Annotated in this window: 9 protein-coding genes; 7 read left to right on the top strand and 2 right to left on the bottom strand. The window is 66.1% G+C overall.

From position 1 onward, the window contains the following. Positions 1-230 precede the first annotated feature (230 nt). From ABIA70_RS21240 to proC, 6 genes are all read left to right on the top strand, one after another. Positions 231-1,019 (top strand): MerR family transcriptional regulator, encoded by a 789-nt coding sequence (locus ABIA70_RS21240; RefSeq protein ID WP_354149573.1) that lies wholly within the window; start codon positions 231-233, stop codon positions 1,017-1,019. Between the two features lie 37 nt (positions 1,020-1,056). Then, positions 1,057-2,757, top strand: coding sequence for a DUF7059 domain-containing protein (locus ABIA70_RS21235; protein WP_354149572.1), 1,701 nt, complete (start codon positions 1,057-1,059; stop codon positions 2,755-2,757). A 155-nt stretch (positions 2,758-2,912) separates the two neighbouring features. Then, positions 2,913-5,642, top strand: coding sequence for a type I DNA topoisomerase (topA, locus tag ABIA70_RS21230; RefSeq protein ID WP_354149571.1), 2,730 nt, complete (start codon positions 2,913-2,915; stop codon positions 5,640-5,642). A 49-nt stretch (positions 5,643-5,691) separates the two neighbouring features. Further along, positions 5,692-6,144 carry an SseB family protein gene (locus ABIA70_RS21225; protein ID WP_354149570.1) on the top strand — a complete coding sequence of 151 codons (453 nt, stop codon included), beginning with the start codon at positions 5,692-5,694 and terminating at the stop codon, positions 6,142-6,144. A 52-nt stretch (positions 6,145-6,196) separates the two neighbouring features. Then, positions 6,197-7,192 (top strand): Ppx/GppA family phosphatase, encoded by a 996-nt coding sequence (locus ABIA70_RS21220; RefSeq protein ID WP_354149569.1) that lies wholly within the window; start codon positions 6,197-6,199, stop codon positions 7,190-7,192. Positions 7,193-7,491: 299 nt separating this feature from the next. After that, positions 7,492-8,325, top strand: a complete 834-nt coding sequence (proC, locus tag ABIA70_RS21215) for a pyrroline-5-carboxylate reductase (RefSeq protein ID WP_354149568.1) — start codon at positions 7,492-7,494, stop codon at positions 8,323-8,325. Positions 8,326-8,352: 27 nt separating this feature from the next. Here proC and ABIA70_RS21210 read toward each other — a convergent pair whose 3' ends face one another. Further along, entirely contained in the window at positions 8,353-8,991 is a 639-nt protein-coding gene (locus ABIA70_RS21210) for a potassium channel family protein (RefSeq protein ID WP_275213474.1), read from the bottom strand. Between the two features lie 40 nt (positions 8,992-9,031). Beyond that, the gene (locus ABIA70_RS21205; RefSeq protein WP_354149567.1) at positions 9,032-10,465 is read right to left on the bottom strand and encodes a TrkH family potassium uptake protein; all 1,434 of its coding nucleotides are present in this window, start codon (positions 10,463-10,465) and stop codon (positions 9,032-9,034) included. Positions 10,466-10,569: 104 nt separating this feature from the next. On the opposite strand from ABIA70_RS21205, the gene ABIA70_RS21200 reads away from it, so the two are divergent. Next, positions 10,570-11,781 (top strand): acetoin utilization protein AcuC, encoded by a 1,212-nt coding sequence (locus ABIA70_RS21200; RefSeq protein WP_354149566.1) that lies wholly within the window; start codon positions 10,570-10,572, stop codon positions 11,779-11,781. Positions 11,782-11,833 lie beyond the last annotated feature (52 nt).

Below are 11,833 nucleotides of genomic sequence, written 5' to 3'. Positions count from 1 at the left end.
CCGGACGGACCCCGGCAGCTCCAGTCAGGCGCGCGATGGGAAGCCCGTGCGGCCGGAAAGCGGCCGAGGGCTGATAAATCGCTGCTGACGTTGCATGCGTCCATAATACGCCGGGCAGAGCCGGGCGTACGTGAGCCGTCGGCTGGTCTCTTGACATTGACGCTACGTCAAGATCTATCGTCAAAGTACGTGCCCCGGGAAAAGCCGGCGCAAGCAGGAAGGAGGAGTGCATGGACTGGTCCATCCAGGAGATAGCCCGGATCGCCGGCACCACCAGCAGGACGCTGCGGCACTATGACGACATCGGCCTGCTCAAGCCGAGCCGTACCGGGCACAACGGCTACCGGTACTACAACCAGGCCGCGCTGGTGCAGCTCCAGCGCATCCTCCTCCTGCGCGGACTCGGGCTGGGCCTGCCGGTAATCAGCCAGGTGCTCGAGGACCAAACGGACGCCGCCAAGGCTCTCACCGGCCATCTGGACTGGCTCAAGCAGGAACAGGACAGGCTGGCCCGCCAGGTCGCGTCGGTCACGCAAACCATCGAAGCAGTGAAAGGAGGTGGCGAAATCATGGCAGAGGACATGTTCAACGGTTTCGACCACACGCAGTACAAGGACGAAGTGGAGGAGCGCTGGGGCAAGGACGCCTACGCCCGCGGCGACTCGTGGTGGCGCGGCATGAGCGCGGACGAGAAGGCCGCCTGGAAGCAGCGCTCGCAGAAGCTGGGCGAAGACTGGATCGCCGCAGCCACCGGGGGGATTGCCCCGGACAGCGCGGAGGCGCAGGCGATCGCGAAGCGGCACGTCGAGTGGCTTACCGGCATCCCGGGGACCCCGACGGCGGATGCGGCCGGTGCCTCCGGCAGCCCTTCCGGCAGCAAGGCCCACGTCAAGGAATACGTCACCGGCCTCGGCGAAATGTACGTGGCGGACCCCCGCTTCGCCAGGAATTACGGCGGCGCCGAAGGGGCGGCCTTTGTCCGGGACGCGCTGAAGGCCTACGCGGAGGCGAACCTATAGCAAACGGTGTTGGGGCACCGGCCAATAGACTTGGCCGGTGACTGACTCCACGCTTTTTTCGGCCGGCAACACCCCAGATGCTCCCCGGAGCGACCTCCCGGATCTGCTTGCCGCGCTCGCGGCGGACCTGCGGAACGTGGAATACACGCTCGACGGCGTGGCCGGGCTCCTGGGGGAATCGGCCTACCGCGCCCTGAACCGGGACCAGCTCATCCCGGCGCTGCTGGCGACCGAGCGGGCTCTTGGAACTAAGCCCGCCGCCGGTGAGCCCGCCGCCGGTGACCCTGCCGCCGCGGCGCTCGCCGCCGTCGTCCGTCTCTGGCTGCTGGCCGAACCGCAGACGCGGGCAACGCTCGACGCCGCCCTGCCGGGGATCCGTGCCGACGGACTGGCGGAGCTGGGGCTGGTTGAGCCCGTACCCGGCGTTGTGGGGGGCGGCACCGGGGAGTCCGGTTTTCTGCAGGCCAAGGCGGATCTTCGGCCGTACGGCTGGGACGCGAATGAGGACGGCAGCGGCGGCGCCGAACTCTGGGTAGCGAGCGATCTCGCGGCGCACCAGCAGGCCGGGGTGCTGCGGCACGATCACGTGCTGGGCATCGGGCAGGCGTCCACCACCCTGGTTCAGACCACCGTCCGCCGGCACGTGGCCAAGGCGCTTGACCTCGGCACGGGCTGCGGGATCCAGTCCTTCCACCTCCTGCACCACGCCGAGCACGTCACTGCCACCGACATCTCCGAACGCGCACTGGCCTTCACACGCTTCAACCTGCTCCTGAACGCCGAGGCCCTGCACCTGGACCCGGCGCGGCTTGAGGACCGGGTGAGCCTGCGGCTGGGGTCGCTGCTGGACCCCGTGGCAGGCGAGGAGTTTGAGCTGGTGGTGTCCAACCCGCCGTTCGTGATCACGCCGCGGACCCTGGGGGAGGAGGCGTCCGGGCAGTTCACCTACAGGGACGGCGGCCTGCCCGGTGATGAGATTGTGTCCTCGCTGGTCCGGGACCTTCCGTCGGTCCTGGCCCCCGGCGGAACAGCCCAGTTATTAGGCAACTGGGAGATCCCAGCGGGTGCGGCCTGGCCCGAAAGGCCGCAAAGCTGGGCTGGTCCGGACATGGACGCCTGGTTTATCCAGCGCGAGCAGGTGGGCCCGGAGCAGTACGCCGAAACCTGGCTGCAGGACGCCTCCGAAGCCCGCGACCGCCAGCACTACAAGGACGCCTACGCCGCCTACCTTGCGGACTTTGCGTCCCGGAACGTGGCGGGAATCGGATTCGGGATGATCTGGCTCCGCCGGCCCGCCGTTCCAGGGCCCGAAACGGCCCGCATCAGCCGGTTCGAGGAAATCACCTATCCCATCGAGCAGCCCATCGGTCCCCACCTGGGTGCCGCCGTCGAACGCTCCGACTGGCTGGCAGCCAACAGCCTGGCGGATGCGCACCTGCTCGTGGCCGACGACGTCACGGAGGAACGCCACCAGCGCCCCGGCGCCGAGCACCCCGGCGTGATCCTGCTGCGCCAGGGAGCGGGCCTGCGCCGCACCAACCTGTTGAGCACTGAGCTGGCCGGCTTTGTTTCCGCGTGCGACGGCGACCTCTCCGTGGGGCAGATTATCGGAGCCCTGGAAGCGCTGCTTGGCGGGGAAGACGGGTTCGACGGCGCCGCGTTTCGGAGCGGTCTGCTCACCGAAGTGGGCAACCTGGTGCGGGACGGTTTCCTGGTGCCGGCGGAGCCTTCGGAGTAGGGGTTCGGCGGCTGCGCAGGGGCCTTAATCCCGGCGCCGGGGCTGCCCTGAAATGCCGCCCGTTTTCCACATGAATGCGCACTATGGCCCAAAATATGGTGAACTAGGCGAGTATGGGCTCATCTGCCCGAGCAACCTTTTTCTGTAGGAGCACCGTGCCAAGCAAGGCCAAAACCGGCAAGAAACTCGTGATTGTGGAGTCTCCGGCCAAGAGCAAGACCATCGCCAAGTACCTGGGCGAGGGCTTCATCGTCGAGGCCTCCATCGGTCACATCCGCGACTTGCCGCAGCCGTCCGAGCTGCCTGCCGAACTGAAGAAAACGTCGGTGGGCAAGTTCGCCGTCGACATCGAAAACGACTTCAAGCCGTACTACGTGGTTTCCGCGGACAAACGCAAAAAGGTCACCGAGCTCAAGGCCGCGCTCAAAGACGCCGACGAACTTTATCTCGCAACCGATGGGGACCGCGAGGGCGAGGCCATCGCGTGGCACCTGCTTGAAGTACTCAAGCCCAAGGTGCCGGTCTACCGGATGACGTTCGGCGAAATCACCAAGGAAGCCATCCAGCGCGCCATGGGCAACCTGCGCGATGTCGATTCGGCCCTGGTGGACGCCCAGGAAACCCGTCGCGTGCTGGACCGCCTTTACGGCTACGAAATCTCCCCGGTCCTGTGGCGCAAAGTAGCGCGGGGCCTGTCCGCCGGCCGCGTCCAGTCCGTGGTTACCCGCATGGTGGTGGACCGGGAACGCGAGCGGATGGCCTTCAAGGCTGCCTCGTACTGGGACCTGACGGGCCAGTTCGGCGCCGGATCCGGTTCCTTCAAAGCGAAGCTCGCTGCCGTTGACGGCGCCAAGGTCGCCAGCGGCAGGGACTTCAACGACGACGGCGTGCTCACGGCCCGCAACGCCGTCCACCTGAATGAGGAACTAGCCACCTCCCTGGCCGCCGGCCTCCAGGATGCGGACTTCCGCGTCCGGTCCGTGGACACCAAGCCCTACACCCGCCGGCCTGCGGCCCCGTTCACCACCTCCACGCTCCAGCAGGAGGCCGGGCGCAAGCTCCGCTTCAGCTCCAAGAGCACCATGCAGGTTGCCCAGCGGCTGTACGAAAACGGCTACATCACGTACATGCGTACCGACTCCTCGGCGCTGAGTGACGAAGCTGTGACGGCCGCCCGCCGGCAGGCCTCCGAGCTGTACGGCCCCGAGTACATCCCGGCATCCCCCCGCGTGTACTCCAGCAAGGCCGCCAACGCGCAGGAAGCCCACGAGGCCATCCGCCCCGCCGGTGACTCCTTCCGTACCCCCGCCCAGGTTGCCAAGCAGCTCTCCGGCGACGAGTTCCGCCTGTACGAGCTGATCTGGAAGCGCACCGTCGCATCCCAGATGGGTGATGCCAAGGGCTCCACTGCCACCATCCGCCTGGGTGCCGTGGCAACTGACGGCCGGGACGCCGAGTTCTCGGCCTCCGGCACCGTCATCACTTTCCCCGGCTTCCTCGCCGCCTATGAAGAAGGCAAGGACGAGAGCCGCGGCGACGACGACTCCGAGGAAGCCCGACGGCTGCCGAACGTGGCCAAGGATGATGCCCTGACGGCGTCGGACATCATTGCCGTGGGCCACGAGACGTCCCCGCCGCCGCGCTTCACGGAAGCCTCGCTCACCGCTGAGCTGGAGAAGAAGGGCATCGGCCGCCCGTCCACCTACGCCTCCACCATCTCCACCATCCAGGACCGCGGCTACGTCCGGAAGCAGGGTTCCGCGCTGGTGCCGAGCTGGATCGCGTTCTCCGTGATCCGCCTGCTTGAGCAGCACTTCCACGACTACGTTGACTATGAGTTCACCGCCGACATGGAAGGCGACCTGGACAAGATCGCCAACGGCCAGGCTGTGGGTTCCGCCTGGCTCAAGCACTTCTACTTCGGTGAAGACTCCGATCCGGGGCTTTTGAGCATCGTCAACAACCTGGGCGATATCGATGCCCGGGAAATCAACTCGATTCCCATCACGGATGAAATCACGCTGCGGGTGGGCAAGTTCGGCCCGTACCTGGAAAGCTCTGCCGCCGTGGTTGATCCGAAGACCGGCGAAATCGTGGAGAACTCGCGCGCCAATGTTCCCGAGGACCTTGCTCCTGACGAACTGACGGCGGCCAAGGCCATCGAACTGATGGAGACCGCGGCTCCGGAAGAGCGCGTCCTGGGCACCGATCCGCACACCGGCCACACCGTCGTCGCAAAGAACGGCCGCTACGGCGCCTACGTCACCGAGGTCATCCCCGAAATGACCGAGGAACAGATCGCCAACCAGCCCGTTGAGTACTACAAGAACGGCAAGCCCAAGCCGCCGAAGAAGCCCGTCAAGGCCAAGCCCCGCACCGGATCGCTGTTCGCATCGATGACCGTCGACTCGGTCACGCTGGACGAAGCACTCCAGCTGATGAGCCTGCCCCGTGCGCTCGGCGAGGACGCCGAAGGCAACCTCATTACCGTGCAGAACGGCCGGTTCGGTCCGTACCTGAAGAAGGGGACCGACTCCCGGTCCATCGGCTCCGAAGAGGAAATCTTCACGATCACGCTGGAACAGGCCCTGGAGATCTACTCCCAGCCCAAGCAGCGCGGCGCCCGCGCCGCCGTCCCGCCGCTGGCAGAGTTCGGTCCGGATCCCGTGTCCGAGAAGAACATTGTGGTGAAGGAGGGCCGCTTCGGTCCGTATATCACCGACGGCATCACCAACATCACCGTGCCACGTGCCACCTCACTGGAGGAACTGACGCGGGAACAGGCCGTTGAGCTCCTTGCCGAGAAGCGCGCCAAGGGCCCCGTCAAGCGCACCGCGACACCCCGCAAGGCTCCGGCAAAGAAAAAGGCCCCCGCCAAGAGCTAGCCCGAGGCGTGGAATTGCGGTGCCGGGCACAACGTGGTCGAGTAGAGGTATGACTGAACAGCCCGGAACAGCCGACACCACGCCGCTCAATGACCTCGAAGAGAAGCTGGCGACGGGCGGACAGCCCGATGCCAGCCCGGTAGACGTCATCCTGTCCTTCCTTAACAGCGAGGTCTACGTCATCAGCACGGACGGGATCGAGGGCGAGGAATCCCAGGTGGAGCCCCTGGTCCTGGCGAACGCCGACGGCGATCCGGTCCTTGCCGTGTTCTCGCACCCCAGCCGGGTGGATGAGCAGTACCTCGAGGCGGCCCCGAACATCCTGGGGACCCAAGGGGCGGCCATTATCGCCAACGTCGGCGAGGAGCTGGGCATGGTGATCAACCCCGGCGCAGCGTACGGTTTCGAGATCAACCCGGAGGGCGTCGCCAACATCAAGCGCGATTTCAAGCGTGCCGATGAAACGCCCGAGGGCGCCCCCGAAGACCCCTCCGCCAACTGACATCTGCCGTGCGGTTTGGGTTTGACGGGCCGCTGCGGGGAATAATGGCAGGATGCGGCTAGGCGTCCTCGATATCGGGTCCAATACTGTCCACCTCCTCCTGGTGGACGCCCACCCTGGCGCGCGCCCTGTACCTTTTGCTTCGCATAAAAGGCCGCTGTCCCTGGTCCAGTACCTCGACGCCGATGGCAGCATCACTGACCAGGGGCAGCACGAGCTGACCGAGTTCGTCCTGGAAGCGTGGGAGTTCGCTGCCAAGCACAAAGCCGATGATCTGCTGGCCTTCTGCACCTCCGCCATCCGCGAAGCCACCAACGGTCCGGCGGTGCTGGCCCACGTCAAGCACGAGACCACGGTCACCCTCCAGGAACTGACCGGCAGCGAAGAGGCGTCCATGACCTTCTTTGCTGTCCGCCGCTGGTACGGCTGGGGCGCGGGCCCCATCCTGAACCTTGACATCGGGGGCGGCTCCTTCGAAATGGCGTTCGGCCAGGACGAGCTGCCCGAGGTCGCCACGTCGGTGCCGCTTGGGGCCAGCCGACTGACCCGGGACTGGCTGGCCGAGGACCCGCCGACGGCCAAGAGCGTCAAGGAACTCCGGCGCTACATCCGGGCCACCCTCAGCCCCGCAGTGAAGCAGTTCGACGGCCTGGGAAGGGCGAACCTGGTTGCCGGCACGTCCAAGACTTTCCGCTCTCTCGCCAGAATCGCCGGGGCGGCCCCCAGCGCCTCGGGGCCCTACGTTAAGCGTGAGCTGAACCGCACGGATCTGGGTGTCTGGGCCCAGCGCATCTCAGCCATGAAGTCCGAGGACCGGCTGTATTTGCCGGGGGTGTCCGAAGCCCGCGCGCAGCAGGTGCTCGCCGGGGCCCTGGTGGCAGAAGCTGCCCTGGAGATGTTCAAATTCAAGAAGATCAAGATCTGTCCGTGGGCGCTGCGGGAAGGGCTGATCCTGCGCCGGCTCGACCAGCTGGTCTTCGCCGGTCCGCTCAACCGGAGTGCTCACGTGGCCCCGCCTCGGCAGGCCATCGAGGCTGCAACGGCCTGATCGAGCCTGACCCCGGCGTGACCGGCGGCCGGCAGTTTAACGCGAAAGCGCCGGCGTCGGCAGCAGGAAAATGGGGGGAAACCTGCTGCCAACCACCGGCGCCTCGGGCAAACATCCCCATGCTTGCCGCATCACTCGCACCCTCAATGAGGTAATAACTACGTTAGGCCGCCAAGTTGTGTGTAGCCTGCGGCGAACATGGGAGTCCGCTGTGAATGCCTTTTTGCGAGTTCCCGCTGCCGGTTCCCGATGTATGGATGCGGTTTCGGCAGTCCGAACCGAACTGCCATGATGGACCCATGAGAAACCGAATCGCCTTCCTCGGCTGTGGATCCATGAATGAAGCCATCCTTTCCGGACTGGTGAATGCCGGAACCGACCCCGCGGACATCGTGGCCACGGTCAGGCGTGCGGAGCGCGCTGCGGAACTGGCTGTACGGCATCACGGCATCACCGCGATCGCGGGGGAGGAGGAGCCGGACAACAACAAGCAGGCGGCCAAGGGCTCCGCCGTCGTAATTCTTGGCGTCAAACCGGTAGGCATCCAGGATCTTGCCCGGGAAATCAGCAGTTCACTGTCCCCAACAACCATCGTCGTCAGTGTTGCCGCCGCCGTCTCCCTGGCCCAGCTGGAAGCCGCCCTGCCCGCCGGGCAGCCCGTGATCCGGAGCATGCCCAACACCCCCGCCAAACTCGGGCGGGGAGTCATCTCGGTCTCGGCGGGGAGCAACTGCACCCCCGAGCAGCTTAAGCAGGCCAAGGACGTCTTCCGCGGCGCCGGAACTGTGGTGGAGGTCCCCGAGGAACAGGTTGACGCGGTCTCGGCCATCAGCGGCTCAGGCCCGGCCTACGCGTTCTACCTCGCCGAAGCCATGGCGGCTGCCGGCGTTGAGCTGGGCCTGGATCCGGAGTTGTCGATCCTTCTGGCCCGCGAGACAGTGGCCGGCGCGGGACTGATGCTGGCAGAGCCCGGCGCCGACCCCGCAGCCCTTCGCAAAGCCGTAACCAGCCCTAAAGGCACCACCGAAGCCGCCATTGCAACCTTCGACGAGCAGGGCCTTCCTGCCATCATCACTGCCGGTGCGCGCGCGGCAACGGCCCGGGCCGCCGAGATCACCAGGCAGCTCGGGTAATCCAGCGGCCGGCCCAACCGCACACTCTTACGGGCGGGCGGCGAACCGTTCCAGCAGGTCCACGTGGCCGGACACGATCAGCATGTCGCGCGCGGACACTTTGGTCTCCGGGCGGGCGTATGTGAAGTCCTCGCCGGGGGACTTCACGCCCACAATGGTGACGCCGTACTTGGAACGAACCTGGGACTCATCAAGGGTGAATCCCACGGTTTCGCGCGGCGGGTACATTTTGACGATGGCGAAGTCGTCGTCGAACTCGATGAAGTCCAGCATGCGGCCGGAGACCAGGTGCGCTGCCCGGACGCCGGCGTCGGCCTCGGGGTAGATCACGTGGTTTGCGCCGATCCGGGTGAGGATCTTGCCGTGCGACGGCGTGATGGCCTTGACCCACAGGTGCTCGATGCCCAGGTCCACCAGGTTCACCGTGATCAGCACCGAGGACTCGATTGAGGTTCCCACTCCCACCACGGCCGAGCTGAACTCCTGCGCGCCAAGCTGGCGCAGGGCGTCGATGTTGGTGGCGTCAGCCTCCACCACATGCGTCAGGAGCGGCGCCCACTTCTGCACCAGCGTCCGGTCGCGTTCGATCGCCAGGACTTCGCGGCCCTGCTTCACGAGCTGCTCGGCCGTGGACGAGCCGAAGCGGCCCAGCCCGATCACCAGCACCGGCGCGTTGTGGGCGGGACGGTTGGGGACGCCTGGGGAATTAGCCAATGATGGGCCTCTCTTCCGGGTAGTGGTACAGCTGGCTTCGCTGGCGCAGGGCCAGGCCGGCAGCAAGGGTGACGGTGCCGACGCGGCCCGCGAACATCAGGGCGGTAAGGACGTAAACGCCCGACGGCGGCAGCTCGGCGGCGAGGTTGGTGCTCAGCCCGACGGTGGCAAAGGCGGAAATCGTTTCGAAGAGCACCCGGTCCAGTGAGGCGCCGCTGATCTGCAGGAGCAGGAACGCCGAGACGGAGACCAGTGTTGCACCGGCCACGATCACGGAAATTGCCACCCGCATGGCTCCCTGGGGAATTGTCCTGCCGTAGACCTTCACGTCCGCGTCGCCGCGGGCCTCGGCAACGATGGCAAGGAACATCACCGCGATGGTGGTGACCTTGATGCCGCCGGCGGTGGAGGCCGAGCCGCCGCCTGCGAACATCAGCGCGTCCGTCAGCAGCATGGTGGTGGACTCCATGTGGTTCTGGTCCACCAGGTTGAAGCCGCCGGACCTGGTCATGACGGAGGCAAACAGCGAGTGCGTGACCTTGTCGCCAAGGTCCATGTGGGCTATGGTCCGGACGTTGTCCCACTCCATGAGCCCCCACAGGAACGTGCCCGCGAACAGGAGAATGAAGGACACCTGGATGGTCAGCTTGGTGTGCAGGTTCCATTTCTTCCAGTTCAGCCCGTTCTGCTGCAGGACCATAACCACCGGGAAACCCAGGCTTCCCAGGAACACGCCAAGCATCAGCGGAACCAGGATCCAAAGGTCCGTCTCGTACGGCACGATGCCGTCCGAATGCGGGGTAAAGCCGGCGTTGTTAAAGGAGGAGATGGAGTAGAAGATGCCGTGCCACACCGACTGCCAGAACGGCTCGCCCAATGTCATGAAGCGGGGGATGAGCACCAATGCCAGGGCGCCTTCGATCACCACCGACGTGGTGATGACGATCCGCAGCAGCGTACCAACTTCACCCAGGCGTCCCGCATTGTTCATGGCTTCCTGCGCGATGAGCTTGCCGCGGACGCCGAGTCGCTTGCTCACCATCAGGGCCAGCAGAGAGGCGAGCGTCAGAGTGCCCAAACCGCCGACGAAGATGCCGATGAGGATGATCAGTTGGCCGAAGAAGGACCAGTGCGCCGCCGTCGAAACCACTGTCAGGCCTGTTACGCACACGGCTGATACCGCCGTGAACATTGCCTGGTGCAGCGGGGTGGCCGTGCCGGTGGCCGAGGAGGCGGGCAGCGAAAGGATGAACGTGAACACCAGGCAGACCGCCGCGAAGACTGTCAGGGCAAGCCGGGCCGGCGACGTGTTGGCAATGTCGTCAATGAAGTCGCGCAGCCGTGCGAGCATCCACAGGCCTTCGTGCTCCGGTGCGGCGGGGTGCCAGCTGGCCGGCGTCCGGGGCCCCGACTGGCGTTGCGTCATAGGTGGCTTTTCCTCGGTTGAAACATGTTCCTCCAGTAGTAAACCACTAATGCCCGCGTAATGGCCGGGGTTGCGCGGCGGCAGGCTCGGGTAGCCTGTGATTGATGACATATCTGCCCGGTCTCAGCCAGCCCGCACCTCCGACGACGGTGGTGTGGAATTCTGCCATGACCGCCTATAACTTTGGTCCCGGCCACCCCATGGCGCCCGAGCGGATGGACCTCACCGCGCGGCTGGCCGGCAGCCTGGGCCTGTTCGACCTTGAACACGTAACCGTTGCCGCTCCCGAGGTGGCTTCGGATGCCGAACTGGAAACCGTTCACTCTCCCGAGTTCGTCGCAGCCGTCCGCCGGGTCAGCGAGGATCCGACGACGCCCGATGAAGCCCGCGGACTGGGAACCGACGACGATCCCGCGTTCGCCGGCATGCACGAAGCCGCCGCGAGACTGGCCGGGGGATCCCTGCTTGCCGCCTCAGCCATCCTGGACGGCACCGCGCTCCATGCGGTGAACTTCGGCGGCGGCCTCCATCATGCCGCCCGGGAGCGCGCCAGCGGGTTCTGCATCTACAACGACTCCGCCCTTGCCATACAGAGGCTGCTCGACGGCGGCGTCCCCAACGTCGCGTACATCGACATCGACGCCCACCACGGGGACGGGACGCAAAGCATCTTCTGGGACGACCCGCGGGTCCTGACCATCTCCATCCACGAATCCGGGCTCACGCTTTTCCCGGGTACCGGATTCGCCAACGAGATCGGCGGTCCGCAGGCCGAGGGCACGGCCGTGAACGTGGCACTGCCGTCCGGGACAGGGGACGCCGGCTGGCTTCGCGCCTTCCACGCGGTGGTCCCGCAGCTCATTGGAGCATTCAATCCGGCGGTGATCGTGAGCCAGCACGGCTGCGACTCGCACCGCCACGACCCCCTGGCCCACCTGCGGATCAGCGTGGACGGCCAGCGCGAGGCGGCCACGGCGATCGGCAACCTTGCCGGCCGGCACTGCGAGGGCCGCTGGATCGCCACCGGCGGCGGCGGATACAGCGTCACCGACGTCGTCCCGCGCTCGTGGAGCCACCTGATCGCCATCGCCTCAGGGCGGCCCGTTCCGCTGAGGACCGAAGTACCGGAGGACTGGCGCGCCTATGTGCTCGCGAAATTCGGCAGGGACGCGCCGCGGCTGATGGGCGACGACGTTGAACTCTGGTGGCGTTCCTGGGAAGTCGGATTCGATCCCAACGATGCCGTGGACCGGTCCGTCATGGCCACGCGAAAAGCCGTCTTCCCGCTGCACGGACTGGATCCCTGGTTCGACTGAAGTCCGGTCTTGCGGGGTCCCGGTTTCGGGTCAGCAGAGGAAATAGTTGATG

Origin of the sequence: Arthrobacter sp. 754 (genome assembly GCF_040548695.1) — a bacterium.
Classification (GTDB): Bacteria; Actinomycetota; Actinomycetes; order Actinomycetales; family Micrococcaceae; genus Arthrobacter.
Note: the sequence above shows the minus strand (reverse complement) of the source record. Positions and strands in the feature narration are given on the sequence as shown.